Source organism: Allobosea sp. GW823-FHT01F03 (assembly GCF_058798075.1).
In genome coordinates, this window is sequence record NZ_CM179505.1 from 1,932,642 (window position 1) to 1,952,807 (window position 20,166).

The 20,166-nt window shown below is 69.4% G+C and carries 19 protein-coding genes; 12 read left to right on the forward strand and 7 right to left on the reverse strand.

The window, feature by feature from the left end; all coding sequences use genetic code 11:
- The first annotated feature begins 19 nt into the window (after window positions 1-19).
- The 5 genes from AC3RCC_RS08990 (at window position 20) to AC3RCC_RS09010 (ending at window position 3,921) form a co-directional block, all read left to right on the forward strand.
- Complete coding sequence (locus AC3RCC_RS08990; protein WP_492258767.1) at window positions 20-1,003, forward strand: zinc-dependent alcohol dehydrogenase; 984 nt, start codon at window positions 20-22, stop codon at window positions 1,001-1,003.
- Window positions 1,004-1,065: 62 nt separating this feature from the next.
- Window positions 1,066-1,467, forward strand: a complete 402-nt coding sequence (locus AC3RCC_RS08995) for a 6-pyruvoyl trahydropterin synthase family protein (RefSeq protein ID WP_291633277.1) — start codon at window positions 1,066-1,068, stop codon at window positions 1,465-1,467.
- A complete protein-coding gene (locus AC3RCC_RS09000) occupies window positions 1,464-2,516 on the forward strand; it encodes a glycosyltransferase family 4 protein (RefSeq protein ID WP_492258218.1) in 1,053 nt (350 codons plus the stop codon). The genes AC3RCC_RS08995 and AC3RCC_RS09000 overlap by 4 nt, the downstream gene beginning before the upstream one ends.
- A complete protein-coding gene (locus tag AC3RCC_RS09005) occupies window positions 2,513-3,352 on the forward strand; it encodes a class I SAM-dependent methyltransferase (RefSeq protein WP_291633281.1) in 840 nt (279 codons plus the stop codon). Before AC3RCC_RS09000 ends, AC3RCC_RS09005 begins: the two co-directional genes overlap by 4 nt.
- A 68-nt stretch (window positions 3,353-3,420) precedes the next feature.
- Complete coding sequence (locus AC3RCC_RS09010) at window positions 3,421-3,921, forward strand: GNAT family N-acetyltransferase (RefSeq protein WP_492258219.1); 501 nt, start codon at window positions 3,421-3,423, stop codon at window positions 3,919-3,921.
- A 179-nt stretch (window positions 3,922-4,100) separates the two neighbouring features.
- Here AC3RCC_RS09010 and AC3RCC_RS09015 read toward each other — a convergent pair whose 3' ends face one another.
- The 4 genes from AC3RCC_RS09015 to AC3RCC_RS09030 all read right to left on the reverse strand — a co-directional run bounded on the left by AC3RCC_RS09015 (window position 4,101) and on the right by AC3RCC_RS09030 (window position 11,163).
- On the reverse strand, window positions 4,101-6,188 hold the full coding sequence (locus AC3RCC_RS09015) for a hypothetical protein (RefSeq protein WP_492258220.1): 2,088 nt from the start codon (window positions 6,186-6,188) through the stop codon (window positions 4,101-4,103).
- A gap of 35 nt (window positions 6,189-6,223) precedes the next feature.
- Window positions 6,224-9,043 (reverse strand): DUF4159 domain-containing protein, encoded by a 2,820-nt coding sequence (locus AC3RCC_RS09020; RefSeq protein WP_492258768.1) that lies wholly within the window; start codon window positions 9,041-9,043, stop codon window positions 6,224-6,226.
- 166 nt (window positions 9,044-9,209) lie between these two features.
- Window positions 9,210-10,124: a DUF58 domain-containing protein gene (locus AC3RCC_RS09025; RefSeq protein WP_291633286.1), complete on the reverse strand. Its 915-nt coding sequence runs from the start codon at window positions 10,122-10,124 to the stop codon at window positions 9,210-9,212.
- A 10-nt stretch (window positions 10,125-10,134) separates the two neighbouring features.
- A complete protein-coding gene (locus AC3RCC_RS09030; protein WP_291633288.1) occupies window positions 10,135-11,163 on the reverse strand; it encodes an AAA family ATPase in 1,029 nt (342 codons plus the stop codon).
- Between the two features lie 184 nt (window positions 11,164-11,347).
- Between AC3RCC_RS09030 and AC3RCC_RS09035 the strand changes: the two genes are divergently transcribed.
- From AC3RCC_RS09035 to AC3RCC_RS09050, 4 genes are all read left to right on the forward strand, one after another.
- Window positions 11,348-11,929, forward strand: a complete 582-nt coding sequence (locus tag AC3RCC_RS09035) for a DUF1285 domain-containing protein (RefSeq protein ID WP_492258221.1) — start codon at window positions 11,348-11,350, stop codon at window positions 11,927-11,929.
- Complete coding sequence (locus AC3RCC_RS09040) at window positions 11,929-12,606, forward strand: CoA pyrophosphatase (protein ID WP_492258222.1); 678 nt, start codon at window positions 11,929-11,931, stop codon at window positions 12,604-12,606. The genes AC3RCC_RS09035 and AC3RCC_RS09040 overlap by 1 nt, the downstream gene beginning before the upstream one ends.
- A gap of 72 nt (window positions 12,607-12,678) precedes the next feature.
- Entirely contained in the window at window positions 12,679-12,945 is a 267-nt protein-coding gene (locus AC3RCC_RS09045; RefSeq protein WP_291633294.1) for a DUF6111 family protein, read from the forward strand.
- Window positions 12,932-14,161 (forward strand): CCA tRNA nucleotidyltransferase, encoded by a 1,230-nt coding sequence (locus AC3RCC_RS09050; protein WP_492258223.1) that lies wholly within the window; start codon window positions 12,932-12,934, stop codon window positions 14,159-14,161. Before AC3RCC_RS09045 ends, AC3RCC_RS09050 begins: the two co-directional genes overlap by 14 nt.
- A 39-nt stretch (window positions 14,162-14,200) precedes the next feature.
- Here AC3RCC_RS09050 and AC3RCC_RS09055 read toward each other — a convergent pair whose 3' ends face one another.
- The 3 genes from AC3RCC_RS09055 to AC3RCC_RS09065 are packed head-to-tail and all read right to left on the reverse strand — an operon-like array spanning window position 14,201 to window position 16,077.
- The gene (locus AC3RCC_RS09055) at window positions 14,201-14,629 is read right to left on the reverse strand and encodes a GNAT family N-acetyltransferase (RefSeq protein ID WP_492258224.1); all 429 of its coding nucleotides are present in this window, start codon (window positions 14,627-14,629) and stop codon (window positions 14,201-14,203) included.
- A 32-nt stretch (window positions 14,630-14,661) separates the two neighbouring features.
- On the reverse strand, window positions 14,662-15,585 hold the full coding sequence (gene hemF, locus AC3RCC_RS09060) for an oxygen-dependent coproporphyrinogen oxidase (protein ID WP_492258225.1): 924 nt from the start codon (window positions 15,583-15,585) through the stop codon (window positions 14,662-14,664).
- 21 nt (window positions 15,586-15,606) lie between these two features.
- The gene (locus AC3RCC_RS09065) at window positions 15,607-16,077 is read right to left on the reverse strand and encodes a tRNA (cytidine(34)-2'-O)-methyltransferase (protein WP_291633301.1); all 471 of its coding nucleotides are present in this window, start codon (window positions 16,075-16,077) and stop codon (window positions 15,607-15,609) included.
- A 133-nt stretch (window positions 16,078-16,210) separates the two neighbouring features.
- On the opposite strand from AC3RCC_RS09065, the gene AC3RCC_RS09070 reads away from it, so the two are divergent.
- The 3 genes from AC3RCC_RS09070 (at window position 16,211) to AC3RCC_RS09080 (ending at window position 20,165) form a co-directional block, all read left to right on the forward strand.
- Complete coding sequence (locus tag AC3RCC_RS09070) at window positions 16,211-18,076, forward strand: ABC transporter ATP-binding protein (protein WP_492258226.1); 1,866 nt, start codon at window positions 16,211-16,213, stop codon at window positions 18,074-18,076.
- Window positions 18,077-18,323: 247 nt separating this feature from the next.
- Entirely contained in the window at window positions 18,324-18,821 is a 498-nt protein-coding gene (petA, locus tag AC3RCC_RS09075; RefSeq protein WP_492258769.1) for a ubiquinol-cytochrome c reductase iron-sulfur subunit, read from the forward strand.
- Between the two features lie 60 nt (window positions 18,822-18,881).
- Window positions 18,882-20,165, forward strand: coding sequence for a cytochrome b (locus AC3RCC_RS09080; protein ID WP_291633307.1), 1,284 nt, complete (start codon window positions 18,882-18,884; stop codon window positions 20,163-20,165).
- Window position 20,166 lies beyond the last annotated feature (1 nt).

The following is a 20,166-nucleotide window of genomic DNA, read 5'->3' on the forward strand; positions in this document are numbered from 1 at the left end:
CAGCGTGATTGAACCGGCAATGGCCGCCAAGGCAAGCGGCAAGACGGTGGCAACGGCGCTCTGGTATGTCGGACCGCGTGAATGCGTCCTGAACGAGGTCGAGCTGGCGAAGGCCGGGCCGCAGGACTGCGTTGTCAGGACATTCTGGAGCGGTGTCAGCCGTGGCACCGAGCGGCTGGTCTTCGAAGGGCGCGTGCCCGTTTCCGAACATGAGCGCATGCGGGCGCCGTTCCAGGAGGGGGCATTCCCGTTCCCGGTGAAGTACGGCTACTGCGCCGTCGGGATCGTGGAGGCGGGGCCGGCGCACCTGCTCGGCGAAACGGTGTTCTGCCTCTACCCGCATCAGGATCGCTTCGTGGTGCCGGCCAGCCGGCTCGCGCTCGTGCCGAAGGCCGTGCCGGCGCGGCGGGCCGTGCTCGCCGCCAATATGGAAACCGCGCTCAACGCGCATTGGGATGCCGGTTCCGGTCCGGCCGATCGGATCGTCGTGGTCGGCGGCGGCGTGCTCGGCCTGCTGACCGCCTTCATTGCCGCGCAACTGCCGGGCGCAGAGGTGACATTGATCGATCTCGACCCTGCCCGCGCTGCATTGGCAGAGACGCTCGGCTTCGGCTTCGCCCAGCCACCGGACTGCCCCGGAGAGGCCGATCTCGTCTTCCATGCCAGCGCCAGCGCGGCCGGGCTCGCGACTGCGATCGGCGCCGCCGGCTTCGAGGCGCGGGTCGTCGAATTGAGCTGGTATGGCGAGGGGGCGGTCGCGGCCCCGCTGGGCGGGGCCTTCCATGCGAAGCGGCTGCAGCTGGTCTCGTCCCAGGTCGGGCAGGTCTCGCCGTCGCGCCGGCCGCGCTTCGACTATGCGCGCCGGACGCAGGCAGCGCTCGCGCTGCTGGCCGATGAGCGGCTCGATGCGCTGATCTCGGAGGAGATCGGATTCAGAGAGGCGCCGGCGCGGCTGCCGGCACTGTTCGCGGGCAAGGGCATCACGGCGGTGCTGCGCTATTGATCTTGAAGGGTAGGCAGAAACGCGCGACGGGCTTAAGCAGACTGGGCTGAAGGAGGCTGCCCATGTTTTCCGTCGAAGTCCGCGACCGCATCATGATCGGCCATTCGCTGCCCGATCCCTTCTTCGGCCCGGCGCAGGCCATGCATGGCGCGACCTTCGTCGTCGATGTCGCCTTCTTCCGCGAGAACCTGACCCGGCAGAACGTGGTGGTCGATATCGGCGCGGCGCTGACGGTGCTGAACGAGACGCTGAAGCCGCTGAACTACAAGAACCTCGACACGCTGCCGCAGTTCCAGGGCGTGCTGACCACCACCGAATTCCTCTGCAAGTACATTTTCGACGCGATCGCGGCGGCGGCGCGCTCCGGCAAGCTCGGCGCGGATGCCGCGGATCTCGCGAAGATTCGCGTCACCCTGCACGAGACCGACCTCGCTCGCGCCAGCTATGAGGGCGCCCTCGCGTGAGCGAGATCGCCTTCGCCATTCCCGGCGACCTTTCGCTGCCGACCGGCGGCTACGCCTATGACCGGCGGCTGCTGGCGGAATGGGCCGAGATGGGTGTCGCGGCGCGCCATCTTGCGCTGCCCGGCGGTTTTCCGGCGCCGAGCGAGGCGGAGCTCGCCGAGACCGGCAGGGCGATCCTGTCGCAGCCCTATGACAGCGTGCTGCTGATCGACGGGCTTGCCTATGGCGCCTTCCCGGAAGGCATCGCCGCCGGGCTCGCCGGACGCGTCGTCGCATTGGTGCATCACCCGCTCGGGCTCGAAGCCGGGCTTTCCCCGGAGCGAGCCGCGGCCCTGCTGGCCCGGGAGACGGCGGCGCTCCGCCATGCCAGCGCCGTGATCGCCACCAGCCAGAACACCAAGCGCCTGCTGGTCGCGGATTTCTTCGTGCCGGAAGCGCGGATCACCGTGGCGGAACCCGGCGTCGATCCGGCACCGTGCGCCTCCGGCTCGCCGACCGGGGCACCGCTGCAACTGCTGGCCGTGGGTTCGCTGGTGCCGCGAAAGGGCTATGACGTGCTGGTCGCGGCGCTTGCCGGGCTCGCGGATCGAAACTGGCGCCTGACCATCATCGGCGCGGCCGATCGGGCTCCAGAGACTGCAGCGGCACTGGCCGCGCAGATCGCCAGTGCCGGCCTCGGCGATCGCGTCCATCTTGCCGGGGCGGTCGACCAGAAGACGCTGGAGGCGGCCTATGCCGGCACCGATCTCTTCGTCATGCCATCGCTGTTCGAGGGCTATGGCATGGTGCTGACGGAAGCCCTTGCACGCGGCCTGCCGATCCTGTGCACGACCGGCGGCGCGGCGGCCGAGACGGCGCCGGACGCGGCGGCGCTCAAGGTTCCGCCCGGGGATGCAGCAGCGCTGCGGGCCGGGCTCCTCCGCCTGCTCGACGATGCCGGGGAGCGCAAAAGACGCTCCGATGCGGCCTGGCATGCAGCGGATGCATTGCCGCGCTGGCGAGACACCGCGACGATCGTCGCGCAAACCTGTGCGATGGTGTCGCCATGAGTGGATTCTCCCCGGACTGGCTCGCTCTGCGCGAGCCGGCCGACCATGCCGCCCGCAATCCGCAGGTGCTGGCTGCGGTCGGTGCCGCCTTCGCCAGCCGACAGTCGCTGACGGTGATCGACCTCGGCTGCGGCGCCGGCTCCAATCTGCGCGGTACCTATTCGGTGCTGCCAGCGCGGCAATACTGGACGCTGGTCGATTTCGATCCGCGCCTGCTGGCCGTGGCGCGCGAACGCCTGACCGCCTGGGCCGATGAAGCGGAGGCGCTCGGTGAGGAGCTGGTGCTGCGCAAGGGCGAGAAATCGCTGACCGTCGATTTCCGCAAGGCCGATCTCAACACCGATCTCGAATGGGTGCTGGGCTGGCAACCCGACCTCGTCACCGCCGCCGCGCTGTTCGACCTGACCTCGGCGCGCTGGCTCGAGCGCTTCGTCGCCTCGCTGGTGAGCCAGCGCCTGCCGCTCTACACGGCGCTGACCTATGACGGGCGCGAGAGCTGGGAACCGGCCCATCCGGCTGATGCCCGGATGCTCGCCGCCTTCAACCATCACCAGCACAGCGACAAGGGCTTCGGCCCGGCCGCCGGACCGGAGGCGACGGAGACGCTGGCGCAGGCCTTCCGCAAGTCCGGCTGCGCCGTCACCGTGGGCGAGAGCCCCTGGATGCTCGACGCCGGCAGCGCGGCGCTGACACGCGAGCTCACGGCCGGCATTGCCGCGGCGGTGGCCGAGACCGGCCATGTCGATGCGGAAACGATCGCGAGCTGGCTCGCCGTCCGCGCCAAGGCGAGCTCCGGCCGGATCGGCCATCAGGACCTCTGGGCCAGGCCGGTCTGACGCGGCCGGGATTCGCGGCCACCATACGATTGCCATTTCATGCAAATTCCGCCATCCCGCTGCCGATCATGACCTCCCTGCCTCTGACCATCCGCCAAGAAGTGCCGGGCGACGCCGCGGCGATCGAGCGCCTGCACGAGCGCGCTTTCGGGCCGGGGCGCTTCGCCCGCACCGCCTCGCGTCTGCGCGAGGGCCGGCCGCACGAGCCGGCGCTCTCCTTCGCCAGCCATGTCGGCACCTTCCTGGTCGGCTCGGTCCGGGTGACGCCGATCCTGGCCGGCGGTGGCCCCGGGCTGATGCTCGGGCCGCTGACGGTCGATCCGGCCTTCGAGGGCCGGGGCATCGGCGCGGCCCTGATGAACGCGGCGATCGAGGCGGCGCGCGGCCAGGGCCACGAACTGATCCTGCTGGTCGGCGACGCGCCCTATTACGCGCGCTTCGGCTTCAAGCCGGTCAGGCCCGGCCAGCTCGTCCTGCCCGGGCCGGCCGATCCCGGCCGCTTCCTGGCGCTGGAGCTCGTCGAGGGCGTGCTGGCCAGGCGCAGCGGCGCGGTGACGGCGCTGCGGTAGAGTATACTGACTTCAGATTAAGCCTCGCCGTCATCCTGGACGAAGCGCAGCTTCGTGCCGGGATCCATCATGAAGCGCCGTCGATCCCTATGATGGATCCCGGAGCTGCGCCGCTTCGCGGCTTGTCCAGGATGACGCCGCGCACCCAAACAAAATCATCAGACGGTAGAAAACGGCGTTCACCCCTCGCGCTTGAACCTGCGGCCGCTCTCGCCGATCCAGCCGGCGACCAACGCGCCGAACAGCAAAGCGAGCCCGATCAGCCCGATGAACAGCGGCGAGATCTGCACGCCGCGGACGATGCCGGAATCGCTGATGCGCAGGCCGATCCAGTCGGCACCGGCGAATTGCCGGCCCGAGCGCACCGGCACGATGCGCGGCACGCCGACGCCGGAGCCGTTCTCCTGGCCGATGCGGCGCGAGGAACCGCCAGTCGCTTCCGCCAGCGCCTGCAGCTGGCTGGGGTCGCTGACCACCTCCATCAGCTCGCGCGGATTCTCCGGGCCGACGCTGGCGAAGGCGGTGAGATTGTCGGCGGTGATCTTGTGCAGGCCGAATTCGCTCGTCGCGGTGCGGGCGGTGAACAGGCCGGGGCGGCCGGGCTCGAAGGGCACAATGCGGGTCGAGCCATCCGGGGCGGTGATCGTCGCCGGGGCCGGCGCGTCGCCCAGCGTCTGGCGCTCGATCTCGAGATTGCGGCCGCGGGCCACGGCGCGCAGCGCCTCCTCCTCGAGATCGGGCTCCTTCATCAGCCAGTGGCCGAGCCGGCGCAGCAGGTCGAGATGCGGGCCGCCATCGCGGAAGCCGCGGGCCCAGAGCCAGGCATGGTCGGAGAGGAAGAGCGCGACGCGGCCCTTCTGCTCGCGCGCCAGCATCAGCAGCGGGCGCTCGCCGGGGCCGGTCATCACGGCCGAGCCGGTGCGGGCGCGGGCGCCGACCATGCGCAGCCATTCGCCCCAGCGCGGCGGCTCGACCTCGGCGCCGGGCAGGTCGCGGGTGACCGGGTGGCGGCGGCCAGGCTCGCTGACGCGGGCGCGATAGGCCTCGTCGATGACGCTGCCATCGGGCTGTGCCGGCAGGATCTGGCCGAGCGGCGTGCGCGCCAGCGATTGCGAGCCGGAATATTCCGGGCCGGCGGCGACCAGCAGGGCCCCGCCCTCGCGGACATAGCGGACGATGTTGTCGAAGTAGAGCAGCGGCAGGATCGACTGATTGGCGTAGCGGTCGAAGATGATCAGGTCGAAATCCTTGATCTTGACCTGGAACAGCTCGCGCGTCGGGAAAGCGATCAGCGAGAGCTCGTTGATCGGCGTGCCGTCCTGCTTCTCCGGCGGGCGCAGGATGGTGAAGTGGACGAGGTCGACATTGGCGTCGGCCTTGAGCAGGTTGCGCCAGGTCCGCTCGCCGGGATGCGGCTCGCCGGAGACCAGGAGCACGCGCAGCTTGTCGCGGACGCCTTCGATGGTGATGACGGCGCGGTTGTTGGCGAGCGTCAGCTCGTTGTCGAGCGGGGCGGCCTCGATCTCGACGACGTTCGGCCCGCCGCGATCGATCCTGACCGGCACCTGGACAATCTGTCCGGCGATGACCTCGCGGCGCGCGATGACCTCGCCGTCGCGGCGCACGGTCAGCGCGGCGCGGCCGGGGCCGCCCTTCTCGACGACCCGCAGGCGGATGTTCTGGTCCTTGCCGACGATGCCGAAGCGCGGCGAGTCGACGAGCACGATGCGCCGGTCGATCTCGCGCTCACGACCGGTGGTCAGGACGTGCAGCGGTGCGCGCAGGCCGAGCGCTTCGGCATTGGCCGGCGCGTCATGGGCGAGGCCGTCGGTGATTACGATCGCGCCCGCGACGCGCTCGGAAGGCACATCGGCGAGGCTGGAGGCCAGCGCCTCGAACAGCCTCGTGCCGTCGCCGGCGCCCTGCGCGTCGCTGACCTCGACGGTGCGCGCCTCGACGCCGCTGAGGCCGCGCAGCTGACTCTCGACCTCGGCCTGGGCGGCCTGCGTCTGCGCGCTGCGATCGGCGAGGCGGTTCGAGCCGGAGCGGTCGACGACGACGGCGACGACGTCCTTGACCGGCTCACGCTCCTCGAAGACCAGAGAGGGGTCGGCCAGCGCGATCGTCAGCACGGTCAGCGCCAGGGCGCGCAGGATGGCGCTGCGGCCGGCGAGCACCAGCGCCGCGCCGGCGGCGAGCGCAGCCAGCACGGCGAGCCCGATCAGCAGAGGCAGCGGCACCAGCGGGGCGAAGGTCAGGCTCCACATCGGCTAGAATTCCAATCCCATGCCGGTCCGCCGCATCACTGGCCCAGCCTTTCCAGCAGGGCCGGGACATGGACCTGATCGGCCTTGTAGTTGCCGGTGAGGGCGTACATCACGAGGTTGACGCCGGCGCGCAGCGCCATTTCGCGCTGGCGCGGATCGGAACCCGACATCGGGACGAGAGCCTCGCCGCGCCGGCCGACGGCCCAGGCCGAGGCGAGATCGTTCGAGGTGATGACGATCGGCGAGACGCTGTCGCCGGCGCGGGCCGGGCGCCGGCCGTCCTCGCCCGCGGGCGGCAGGATCTCGACCCAGGTCGTGCCGGTATCGTAGCGACCGACGAAATTGTCGAGGATGTAGAAGGTCTTGGTCAGGACGTGGTCGCGCGGGATCGGCTCCAGCTCCGGGATGTCGAGGGTCTGGAGCATGCGGCGGAGCTGGTCGCCCTCGGGCGTCGCGCCGCCGCCGGGCCGGGCGCTCATCGCGTCGCGCGTGTCGAAGATCACGAGGCCGCCGCCCTTCATATAGGCTTCGAGCTTGCGCAGGGTCTCGGCCGAGGGGATCGGCCGGCCGGCGACGATTGGCCAGTACAGGATCGGGAAGAAGGCGAGCTCGTCGCGGGCGATGTCGATGCCGACCGCCTCGCCCGGTTCGAGCGCGGTGCGGGCGCCGAGCACGATGTTGAGGCCGGCCAGCCCGGCCTTCGACATGTCATCGACGGATTTGTCGCCGGTGACGACATAGGCGAGGCGCGTCACCGCGCCGGCGGCGAAGAGTTCGCGCGGGATCGGCGGGCGCTGGTCGGCCGGCGCCGCGGGGACCGGGGCGGGCTGCTGCGCCTGCAGAGGCTGGGGCAGGGCGAGCAGGCCGAAGCCGAGGGCGAGCAGGAGCGCGACCGGCGCGGCACGGCGGCGCGCGATATTGAGCCGGCCGCCGAGCCAGAGCGTCGCCAGCGTGTCGGCGACGAGCAGGACGAGCGCCAGCACGAGGAGCAGCGGCCTGATGTCCTTGGCGACCGGCTGGTCGACCGGCAGCAACGGTGCGCCGAGGGAGGCGAGGTCGAGCGCGGCGAGATTGTCGGCCGGAGCGAGCGTGTTCACGGCCATGGTTCCGTCGCTGGGTCCGTAAATACCGGGCGGATGGGCCAGGATGGCGCGGCCGGTGAAGCTGCGCGGCACCGGCTGGGCCGTCACCGGCGGGCTGCGGAAGGCGCCGAGCCCGTCGAGGACGCGGGTCGGGGACAGGGTCTCGATCCTGGCGTCGCCGGCCTGCGCCTCTGCGGCGTCGGTGCCGGAGAGGGCGACGATCTTGCGCAGCATCTCGACGAACAGGCCCGAGAGCGGCAGGTTCGACCAGGTGGTGTCGGCGGTGACGTGCATCATCGCGAGCATGCCGTCGCCGCGGCGTTCGCCGGTGACGACCGGCGTGCCGTCCTCCAGAGCCGCCCAGGTCTTGCGGGCGAGATCGGCCTCGGGCTCGGCCAGGATCTGGCGGCTGACGCGGATCTCGTCGCTGATCTGGGTGCCGAAGAAGGGGCTCTCGCGGTTGAACGGGGCGAGCTTGCGCGGTGTCTCCCAGGACAGGCCGCCGCCGAGCGTGCGGCCGCCGCGGCGCAGGCGCACCGGCGTCAGCTCGTCGGAAGCGGCGGCGAGGCGCGCGCCGGCGAAGCGCAGCAGCACGCCGCCGCGCTCGATGAAGGCGTTGACCTTGTCGGCAGTGTCGCGGTCGAGCGCGCCGATATCGGCCAGCACCAGGACGGAGAGGTTCTGGGCCAGCAGCTCGCCGATCGGATCGGTCGAGCCGGCGCGCGGCTCGCGGATCTCGGCGAAGGGCGAGAGCGCCCGCGAGACGTAATAGGTCGGCGAGAGCAGGGGCTGGGCGGTGTCGGCGGTGGTGCCGGAGACGATGCCGACGCGGCGGCGCTTGGCGCGGTCATCGAGCAGGGCGACGGCCCCGGAGCTGCGCTCGCCGGTGATCTCGAGCCGGGAGACGGCGTTGCGGACCTCGATCGGCAGGGTGAGTCGGGCGCTGGTCTGCAATTCGCTGGCGCCGAAGACGAAGGGCGCGTCGCCGAGCGGCAAGCCCTTGAGGTCGAGCGCCCTGACCTGGCCACTGGCGGCGGCATTCAGGCTCGGGCGCAGCACCTTGACGGTGAGCGCGCCGGCGAGATTCTCCGGCGCCGCCAGAGCGAGCTGGTCGGCCGGGCTGGTATGGATAGACAGGCGCCCCGCCGAGGCTTCCTGCCGCATCCTCGCGAGGAAATCATCGTCGCCGCCGAGCCCGAGCCCGTCGGCGATCCAGACGGTCTCGGCCTGCGGCTGGGCCCGCCAGAAGGCTTCGAGGCGCTGGAGATGCGCGCCGCGATCGGGAGCATGGGGCTGCAGCGAGAAGGCGCGCAGGCGTTCGACCGCGGCGCGCGGCTCGGACAGCGCGATCTCGGCCGGGGCTTCCGCGAGGCCGACCAGGGCGACGGCGCGGCCGTCGCGGGCTGCGGCGGCGACGCGGTTCTCGGCGATGGCGAGCCGCTCGGTCCAGTCGGTCGCGGCACCGAAGCCGTTGTCGATCACCAGCAGCAGCGGCCCGCGCAGGGCGGCAGCGTCACGCACCGGGTTCCAGACCGGACCGGCGACGGCGAGGATCGCGAGCGCCGCCACCACCATGCGCAGCGCCAGCAGCCACCAGGGCGTATGGGCCGGCATTTCGCGCTTGGCGACGAGGTCGCGCATGATCTTAAGCGGCGGGAAGTCGATCCGTCGCGGCCGGGGCGGTGTCACCCGCAGGATCAGCCAGAGCGCGGGCAGCAGAGCCAGCGCGATCAGGGCCAGCGGGGCGGAGAAGGCGATCGGCAGGGAGCTCAGCATGACCTGGGCCCCACGCAAGGGTTCGACCAACAGAACGCCGCCATCCTGGCCGGAGCGAAGCGGAGCGCCGGGATCCATCGCAGAGCTTGGTGCCCTTCGATGGATCCCGGGCGGGCCTTCGGCCGCCCAGGATGACGAAGAAGGTAATGACGAGCGCTCATGCTCATGACCCTACCCCTCGCGAGGCGGCGATCAGGCTGGCGATGCGCAGCACGCCCTCGCTGGCCGGCCGGTCGGTGCGGTGCAGGGTCAGGGTCCAGCCGGCATGGCGGCAGGCCTCGCGGATTGCGTCGCGATGTGCCTGCAGGCGCTGGCGATATTCCTCGCCCCAGGCGCCGGCATCGCCGACGCGCAGTGACAGCCCGTCCTCGAGATCGAAGAGTTCGGCCTGGCCGGAGAAGGGAAAGGTCTCCTCGATCGGGTCGACGATCAGCAGGAGGTGCCCCCTGGCGCCGCTGCTCGCCATGGTGGCGATGCGCCTGGCGAGACCTTCGGCCGGGGTGAGCGCGTCGGTGATCAGGATGGCTTCCGCGAGGCGCGGTAGCGGCTGGTCCGGCGGCAGATCGGCTTGCCCGCCATCCCTGTCTGCCAGGATCGCCTGCGCCAGGGTTTCGACGATGCGGCGCGAGGCCAGCGCCCGGGTCAGGCCCATATGGCCGACGCGCTCGCCACCCTCGACCAGCGCTTCGGCCAGCGCGAAGCCGGCGACGAGGGCGCGGTCGACCTTGCTGGCCTGGGCGAGCGAGGAGGAAAACCCCATCGATGCCGAGCGGTCGATCCACAGCCAGATCGCGTGCGAGGCCTCCCATTCGCGCTCGCGCACGAAGAGATGGCCATCTCTGGCCGAACGGCGCCAGTCGATGCGCGAGGCGGATTCGCCGGTGACCAAAGGCCGATACTGCCAGAAGGTCTCGCCGGGGCCGGAGCGCCGGCGGCCATGGATGCCATGCACGCTGGCCGAGACCCGGCGCGCCTCGAGCACCAGCCGCGGCAGGCGGGCGGCGAGATCGAGCGAGGCCTTGAGGACCGCCCGGGCCGGCTGGCGTTCGGCCGGTCCGAGGACGCGCGTGCGCAGCATCAGCTTTTCCTCACCCCAGGCGCTCCACCAGCCTGGCGACGACGCTTTCGACGGTCTCGCCATCGGCTCGGGCGGCGAAGGTCAATGCGATGCGGTGCTTCAGCACCGGTCCCGCAAGGGCCGCGACATCGTCGATCGAGGGCGCGAGGCGGCCTTCGACCAGGGCGCGGGCGCGGGCGGCGAGCGTCAGCGCCTGGCTGGCGCGCGGGCCCGGACCCCAGGCGAGCTTGTCGGTGATCGCCTTGTCGCCATCCCCCGGGCGGGCCGAGCGGACGAGGTCGAGAATGGCGTCGACCACCGCCTCGCCGACCGGCAGGCGCCGCACCAGCCGCTGCGTCGACATCAGTGTCTCGGCGGTCATCGCCTGCACCGGCTTGTGCTCGGTCGCACCGGTGGTTTCGAGCAGGATGCGGCGTTCGGCCTCGCGATCGGGATAGTCGACGTCGATCTGGAGCAGGAAGCGGTCGAGCTGCGCCTCGGGCAGCGGATAGGTGCCCTCCTGCTCGATCGGATTCTGGGTCGCGAGGACATGGAAGGGCGCCGGCAGATCATGGCGCTCACCGGCGACGGTGACATGATGCTCCTGCATCGCCTGGAGCAGCGCCGACTGGGTGCGCGGCGAAGCGCGGTTGATTTCGTCGGCCATCAGGAGCTGAGCGAAGACCGGACCGCGGATGAAGCGGAAATGGCGCTTGCCGTCGGCGCTCTCGTCGAGGACTTCGGAGCCGAGAATGTCGGATGGCATCAGGTCCGGGGTGAACTGCACCCGGCGCGCCGAGAGGCCGAGCACCGTGCCCATCGCCTCGACGAGCTTGGTCTTGGCGAGGCCGGGCACGCCGACCAAGAGGCCGTGGCCGCCGGCGAGCAGCGTGACCAGCGAGAGGTCGACGACCTTCTGCTGGCCGAAGATCACCTGGCCGATCTCGTCGCGGGCGGCGCCGATGGCGGCGAGGGCCGCCTCGGCCGCCTCGACGACTCCGTCGTCGAGATTGATCGGGGCTCCAGCTTCCTGGGCTTGTGCGCGGGCTTGCGCCACCATGGCGATCTCCTTCAGCCTCGCCGCGGCGCGGCCATGAGGTGTAATCCAGAACTGTGGCCCCGGCGCGGTGCCGGCTCAAGGGGCCTGAGAGCGGCGGTGCACAATAGTGCGCTTCACGATTATGTAGAGTTCAAGGCGAGAAGGCGATGCAACAGGCAGGCCGCAGGCAGGACATGGGTCACAGATGAGTGAGACGGGAAGCGCCATGGACCGGTTGCTGGGCGCGCTGGGCGGTGGAAAAGCGCGCGGACTACCGCCGGTGGAGCGCTGGAACCCGCCCTTCTGCGGCGATCTCGACATGCGCATCGCCAGCGACGGCACCTGGTTCTACCTGGGCACGCCGATCGGCCGGCCGGCTCTGGTCAGGCTCTTCTCCTCGGTGCTCTGGCGCGAGGGCGGCGATTACTTTCTCGTGACCCCGGTCGAGAAAGTCGGAATCAAGGTCGAGGATGCGCCATTCCAGGCGGTCGAGATGGCGGTCTCGGGCGACGCGGACGGGCGCAATATCGCTTTCAGGACGCAGGTCGACGAGGTCGTGAGTGTCGATGGCGAGCACCCGATTCGTTTCGAACGCTCGGCCGGCGACGGGGTGAAGCCCTATGTCCATGTCCGGCGCGACCTCTGGGCGCGTGTGACGCGGGCCCTGACCTATGACCTGCTGGCGCTCGGCGAGATCCGGGAGGTCGACGGCGTCGCGCAGTTCGGCATCGCGGTCGCCGGGGCGTTCTACGTGGTCGCTCCGGCGAGCGAGATCGAGGGACTGTGATGCCGGTTTCGGGGCGGCTGCTGCGGCAGGGGCAGGATTGGGATTTCTCCGACATCGCCGACATTCTGGCGGGGCGGCTGCGCGCCCAGCCGCCGGCCTATGGCGATCTGATCGCCCGGCCGCGCGGCGACCATGATCTGCAGGAGGAGCCGGTCGAAATCCCCGACGAGGCGGCTGCGATCGAAGCGGCGGTGCTGATCCCGATCGTGCTGCATCCTGCCGGGCCGACCATGCTGCTGACGCAGAGGGCGACCGCGCTGCGCAATCATTCGGGACAGGTCGCCTTCCCCGGCGGGCGGGTGGATGCGGTCGACGGCTCGCCGCTAGTCGCGGCGCTGCGCGAGGCGGAAGAGGAGATCGGGCTGGCACGCGACAAGGTCCGTACCGTCGGCTATCTCGACGCCTATCTGACCGGCACCGGCTATCGTGTCGTGCCGGTGGTCGGGCTGGTCGAGCCGCCGCTTGTGCTGAGGATCAATCCGCATGAGGTCGACGAGGCCTTCGAGACCCCGCTCTCCTTCCTGATGGACCCGGCCAATCACCAGCGTCATGGTCGCGAATGGAATGGGCGACGTCGCACCTACTATGCGATGCCGCATGAGGGTCACTATATCTGGGGCGCGACGGCGGGGATGATCCGCAATCTTTACGAGCGCCTCGCCGCCGGAGAGTCGTGAGAGGAGCATGATGCCGTTCGAGTATCGCAACCCCGCCTTCGGCATGGTGCTCTTGGGGATAGGTCACGCCTGATGCTGCGCACGCTGATCGAGGAGTTCCTGCTCTTCGTCCTGCCCTTCTGCCTGTTCGCGGGCTATCTCGTGATCCGGCGGCGTAATCCGTTCGATGTCGAGCATTGGAGCGGCCATCTGTTCTGGCTCTCGGTGGTCGGGCTCGTCTTCGGCATCGGCTCCTTCATCTATGCCGGTATCGTCGCGCCACGGCATACCGGTGCCTTCGTGCCGCCGCATGTCGAGGACGGCCGATTGGTGCCGGGCCAGTTCAATGACAAACCCTGAGCACGGCCGCCTCGCGCCGCTGCTGGCGCAGGAGGAGGTCGCGGCGCTGATGGCGACGCTGAACCGGGACGGCGAGGAGGCGCGCATCGTCGGCGGCGCGGTGCGCAATGCGCTGATCGGCGAAGAGGTGGCCGATATCGACGTCGCGACGACGGCGCTGCCGGAGGAAACCGTGCGCCGCGCCAAGGCGGCCGGCTTCAAGCCGGTGCCGACCGGGATCGAGCACGGCACGATCACCGTCGTCGTCGCCGGCATGCCTTTCGAGGTCACGACGCTGCGCCGCGATGTCGAGACCGATGGGCGCCGTGCCGTCGTCGCCTTCGGTCGCGATTTCCGGCAGGACGCGCTCAGGCGCGATTTCACCATCAACGCGCTCGGCCTCGATGCGGGGGGTGGGCTGCACGACTATGCCGACGGGCTCGCCGATCTTTCGCTGCGAAAGGTGCGTTTCATCGGCGCGGCGGGGCAACGCATCGCGGAGGATTACCTGCGCATCCTGCGCTTCTTCCGTTTCCATGCCCGCTACGGTGGCGGCGAGCCGGATCGGGTGGCGCTCGATGCCTGCATCGCCGGGCGCGCGGGGCTGGAGGGGCTGTCGCGCGAGCGGGTCTGGGCGGAGCTGCGCAAGCTGCTGGCCGCGCCGCGTGCTGCAGAAACCCTGCAGGTGATGGCAGGCGCCGGGCTGCTGATGCCGGTGATCGGCGGCGTGCCCCGTCTCTCGCGCTTCGCAGCGATCGCCGGGGAGGCGGGGGAGGGCGTCTACCCGGCCTTCCGGCTGGCGGCGCTGGCGGTCTCAGTTACCGAGGATACGCTCCGGCTGCGCGACCGGCTGCGGCTGTCGAATGCCGAGTTCGAGCGGATTTCAAGCATCGCCGCGGCGTTGGAGGCGCTGTCCGGCAAGGGCGCGCTGCCGGAGATTGCGGGCCTGCGCCGCCTGGCTCACCGCATCGGAGCCGATGCCGTCGCGGGCGGGCTGGTGCTGCTGGGCCCCGACGGCACGTCAACTGAAATTCAAGCGCGGATCGCCGAACTGGCTCGGACGCCGCCTTTCCTGCCGACCGGCAAGGAGGTGCTGGCGCTCGGTGTCGGAGCCGGCCCGAAGGTCGGACAGGTGCTCGAGGCAGCGCGCGAGGCCTGGATCGAGGCAGGCTGCCCGGCGGGGCGGGAGGCGCAATCGCGGATGCTGGGCGAGGCCGCCGCTGGGACGAATCGCTGACCGGCAGGTCTTGGAACGGTCCTTGGAACGGTCCGGTGCTCAGGCGACCTCCTTCATCCCCGCGCGCTCGTAAAGTCGCCTCGCACCCGTCGGATTGTCGAGCTCGACCTTGAGGTCGACGGCATCGGCGCCGCGGGCGGCGAAGGTGGTGAAGGCCTGTCGGAGGAGGGCCTCCCCGAGACCCTGTCGTCGCGCCGAGGGATGGACCACCAGGTCCTTGATGAAGGCCGAGCTCCAGCACAGGCAGATCGCGGCGACGGCATCGCCGGTGCCGCGGACGACGAAGACCAGGGCCGGATCGAAATCGCTGTCGGCCAGAAGGGCGGCCCGCCAATCCTCGAACGGAGGGACATGGCTGCCACCGAGGCCGTAGCCGAGCGTCAGCAGTTCATGAAGCGCCGGCAGGTCGGCGGTCGCGAACGGCGCGAGGCGATATCCCGCAGGCCAGATCGGAGCCGGTATAGGCATCGCCAGATCGCGCCGCATGCAGACCCATGGCTTCACGGCCAGCGCACCGTCGGCGGCAGCGAGGATAGGATCGAATCGACATTGCCGCCGGTCTTCAGGCCGAAGATCGTGCCGCGGTCGTGGAGCAGGTTGAACTCGACATAGCGGCCGCGGCGGACCTGCTGCTCATGCCGGTCGGCCTCGGTCCAGGGCGTGCCGAGATTGGCGCGCATGATCTTCGGGTAGATGTCGAGGAAGGCCTCGCCGACGGCGCGGGTGAAGGCGAGGTCGGCCTCCGGCTCGCCGCTCCAGACATAGTCGTAGAAGATGCCGCCGATGCCGCGCGGCTCGTTGCGATGCTTCAGGAAGAAGTATTCGTCGCACCAGGCCTTGAAGCGGGCATAGTCGGCGACGCCGGCATGGGCCTCGCAAGGCGCCCGCATCGCGGCGTGGAAAGCCTGCGCGTCCGGGTCGTCCTGCTCGCGGCGGCGCACCAGCACCGGCGTCAGGTCGGCGCCGCCGCCGAACCAGGGCTTGGTCGTCACGACGAAGCGGGTGTTCATGTGCACGGTCGGCGCGTGCGGATTCCAGGGATGGGCGATCAGCGAGATGCCGGTCGCATGAAAGCGCGGATCCTCGGCCGACCCCGGGATCTGGCCGGCGAATTCCGGCGCGAAGGTGCCATGCACGGTCGAGACGTGGACGCCGACCTTCTCGAAGACGCGCCCGCTCATCAATGACATCACGCCACCACCGCCGGGCGCGCCGTCATGGTTGCGACGCTGCCAGGGGGTGCGGACGAAGCGGCCGGGCGTCGCGGTCTCCGGCGGATAGGGGCCGACGGCCTCGTCCTCAAGCGCCTCGAAGGCGGCGCAGATGCGGTCGCGCAGGCTCTCGAACCAGGCGGCGGCACGCGGCTTCAGCGCCTCCACGGTCGCAGGGTCGAAGCTTTGGCTCGCGGTCTCTTGCTTGTGCATGTCTCTACTCGTTCGAACGCGTCAGGCCGCCGGGCCGGGATAGCCGCCAAGCTGCCGCAAGGCCTCGCCAACTACCAGCGCGGCAGCGATCGCGACATTGAGCGAACGCAAGCCCGGGCGCATCGGCACATGCACGCTGGCCTCGGCCGCCGCCGCGACCTCGGGCAGGACACCGGCCGATTCGCGCCCGACCAGGACGATATCGCCCGGCAGGAAGGCGAATTCGGTATGGGCGGTCGCGCCGTCCGTCTCGGCCAGCACGAGGCGGTGGCCGGCCTGGCGGCGCCAATTCTCGAAGGCGCCGAAGGATATATGCCGCGTGATCGCGGCGCGCTCGAGATAGTCCATGCCCGAGCGGCGGAAATTGCGGTCCGAGACGTCGAAGGAGGCCGGCTCGACGATGTCGACGGCGATGCCGAGGCAGGCCGCCATGCGGATCATCGTGCCGGCATTCTGCGGGATGTCGGGCTGGTAGAGGGCAAGGCGCAACATGGCCTGCGTCATGCGGCCGGCGCGCGGCGGGCGTCAAGTTGCGGTGTGGCCATGCTCTGGCCCTCGGCTGTCATGCGGCCCATATAGCAGGGCGTCATCATCACCAGCATGCCGGTCCGAGGAGGGCGGTTCCATGTTCGCCCCGCTGTTCCGGTTCCTCGAAAGCCGCGTCGACGTCTTCGAGCCCTTCGACGAGACCCGCACGCCGCCGCGCGGCGTCTTCCCCTTCATGTGGCACCACATCAAGGGCGTGAAGGGCTGGATGGCGCTGATCATGCTGACCGGCCTCGGTTTTTCCGGCATCGAGGCGGCGATGTATCTGATGGTCGGCTGGTTCGTCGACCTGCTGACCACGCAGTCGCCGCAGACGGTGTTCCGCGAGCATGGCTGGCTGCTCGCCGGCGCGGCCTTCCTCGTCGTCGTGGTGCGGCCGCTCGTCTATTTCGCCAACCACGCCATCGTCGACCAAGTCGTGGTGCCGCAGATCACCAACCAGATCCGCTGGCGCAACCATGTCTACACGCTCGGCCACGCGCTCTCCTATTTCCAGAACGATTTCGCCGGCCGGCTCTCCGCGCGGGTGATCCAGGCCGGCCAGGCCATTCGCGGCGCCACCATCGAGGTGATCGACGATCTCTGGTACGCGTTGATCTTCGCCTCGGTGGCGATCGGCTTCTTCGGCTCGACCAGCCTCTGGCTCGCTTTGCCGGTGATCGTCTGGCTCGCAGCCTATGTCGCGCTGCTGGTCTATTTCGTGCCGCGCGCCAAGAAGCGCTCGGAGGCGAACTCGCTCGGCCGCTCGACCACGACCGGGCGCATCGTCGATGCCTACTCGAATATCCTCACGGTCAAGCTCTTCGCCCGCGCCGATGCCGAGCGCTCGGCGGTGCGCGATTCGCTGACGCGCTGGAACGATTCCTTCCTCAACCTGTCGCGGCTGATCACCGGGGTCAGCGTCATCCTGCAGACGATGAACAGCCTGCTCGTCGTGGTGACGGCCTGGCTGTGCCTGATGCTGTGGAGCCAGGGCGAAATGACGCCCGGAGCGGTGGCTGCGTCAATCGGTCTCGTCCTGCGCCTCGTCCAGATGTCGACCTGGCTGATCCACCTCGTGCGCGGCATCTTCGAGAATATCGGCTCGGTGCAGGAGAGCATGGAGACGATCGCCAAGCCGCACGATCTCAGCGACGCGCCGGACGCGAAGCCGCTGGCTGTCACTCAAGGCGCCGTGCACTTCGAGCACGTCCGCTTCAACTATGGCCGCAAGACGGGGCTGTTCGAGGATCTCGACCTCGCGATCGGCCCGGGCGAGAAGGTCGGCCTGGTCGGGCCGTCCGGGGCCGGCAAGTCGACCCTGGTCAACCTCCTGCTGCGACTCTACCCGCTGGAAAGCGGCCGCATCCTGATCGACGGGCAGGACATCGCCGGGGTCACGCAGGAATCGCTGCGGTCCCAGATCGGCATGGTGACGCAGGATAATTCGCTGCTGCACCGCTCGATCGGCGACAACATCGCCTATGGCAAGATCGGCGCGACGCAGGCCGAGATCGCCGAGGCGGCCCGGCGCGCCGCCGCCCATGACTTCGTGCTCGGCCTGACAGATCAGGACGGGCGCAAGGGCTTCGAATCGCGGGTCGGAGAGCGCGGCGTCAAGCTGTCCGGCGGCCAGCGCCAGCGCATCGCGATCGCCCGCGTGCTGCTCAAGGATGCACCGATCCTGATCCTGGACGAGGCGACTTCGGCCCTCGATTCGGAGGTCGAGGCCGAGATCCAGGCCCAGCTCGCCACGTTGATGGAAGGCAAGACGGTGATCGCGATCGCCCACCGGCTTTCGACGATCGCGGCGCTCGACCGGCTGATCGTGCTCGACAAGGGCAGAATCGTCGACAGCGGCAGCCATGCCGAGCTCGTCGCGCGCGGCGGCCTCTATGCCCGGCTCTGGGCGCGCCAGTCGGGCGGCTTCCTGGCGCTGGCGGACAGCGACGAAATTCCGGCCTGACCCAGCCGCACAGCAGAGATGCTGCAATGCGACGGGCTGCGGCGAGCGCGACAGTAGACTTCATCAAAACTGCATGCCAAAGAGCCCCGAGCCGACAAGCTGCCTCACGGCGGCCGAGGCTGGCGTTCGCATTGCGGGCGCCTGACATTTTGTTTGAGCCGGCAGGGCCGGCGGCCGAGTAGGGAACTGGATCGTGGCGCACGCGACCGAGACGACAGGCACCGAGACCACCCGCCGCGACTTCCTGATGCTGGCGACCGGGGCTGCAGGCATTGTTGGAGCCGGCGCCGTGCTGGTGCCGCTGATCAGCCAGCTCGCCCCCGACGCGCAGACTGTCGCCGCCGGCGCACCGATCGACCTCGACCTTTCGCCGATCGCGGAAGGCCAGGCGATCAAGCTGTTCTGGCGCGGCAAGCTGATCTTCGTGCGTCACCGCACCAAGAAGGAGATCGACGAGGCGCGCGCGGTCAACGTCGCGACCCTGCCCGATCCGCAGACCGACCAAGCCCGGGTCAAGGAAGGCCATGAGCAGTTCCTCGTGGTCTACGGCAACTGCACCCATCTCGGCTGCGTGCCGCTCGGCAATGCGCCCGGCGACAACAAGGGCGATTACGATGGCTGGTTCTGCCCCTGCCACGGCTCGCATTACGATTCGTCGGGCCGCATCCGGAAGGGGCCTGCGCCGCTCAATCTTCCGGTCCCGCCCTACGCATTCACGGCGGACGCCAAGATCAGGATCGGCTGAGCCTGCGTAATCGGGCGAGGACGGCATTCAGCGGATTTGAGAGAGCTTGAGGCAAGCAGCATGAGCGGTCACAGCACCTATCAACCGAAGACGGGTATCGAGCGTTGGCTCGACGCGCGCCTGCCGATCGTGCGGCTGATGCACGATTCGGCGGTGTCCTATCCGGTGCCGCGCAACCTCAACTATCTCTGGACCTTCGGCGGCATCCTGATGTTCATGCTGGTGGCGCAGATCGTCACCGGCATCATTCTGGTGATGCACTACACCCCGCATGCCAGCATGGCCTTCAACTCCGTCGAGCACATCATGCGCGACGTGAACTATGGCTGGCTGCTGCGCTACCTGCACTCCAACGGCGCCTCGATGTTCTTCGTCGCCGTCTACATCCATATCTTCCGTGGCCTCTATTACGGCTCGTACAAGGCGCCGCGCGAGGTCCTCTGGATCCTCGGCGTCGTGATCTTCCTGCTGATGATGGCCACCGCCTTCATGGGCTACGTCCTGCCCTGGGGCCAGATGTCCTTCTGGGGCGCGACCGTCATCACCAACCTGTTCTCGGCCCTGCCGGTGATCGGCGAGACGATCGTCACCTTCCTGTGGGGCGGCTACTCGGTCGACAACCCGACGCTGAACCGCTTCTTCTCGCTGCACTATCTCCTGCCGTTCATGATCTTCGGCGTGGTGATCCTGCACGTCTGGGCGCTGCACCATGTCGGCCAGAACAACCCGACCGGTGTCGAGGTGAAGAACGTCGCCAAGGATACGGTGCCGTTCACGCCCTACGCGACGATCAAGGACCTGTTCGGCATGGTCTGCTTCATCTTCGTGTTCGCCTATTTCGTGTTCTACCAGCCGAACTTCATGGGTCACGCCGACAACTACATCCCGGCGAACCCGGCGGCGACGCCTGCCCACATCGTGCCGGAATGGTATTTCCTGCCCTTCTACGCGATCCTGCGCGCCATCCCGGACAAGCTCGGCGGCGTTCTCGCCATGGGTGCGGCCATCGTCGTCCTCGCCTTCCTGCCCTGGATCGACACCTCGAAGATCAAGTCGATGACCTATCGTCCGATCGCCCGTCAGTTCTTCTGGGCGTTCCTCGTGGTCTGCATCGCGCTCGGCTATCTCGGCGCCATGCCGGCGGAAGGCGGCTACGTCATCGCCTCGCAGATCTTCACCGTTCTCTATTTCGGCTACTTCGTCGCGCTGGCTCTGATCGGCATTTTCGAGCGGCCGCGGCCCCTGCCGGCTTCCATCGCGGACTCGGTGCTGGAAAACATCAAGAGTGGCTCCGGCGCGCGCCTCGGTGCCGCCACCGCCTCCGAACCGAACGCCAAGGGTTGAT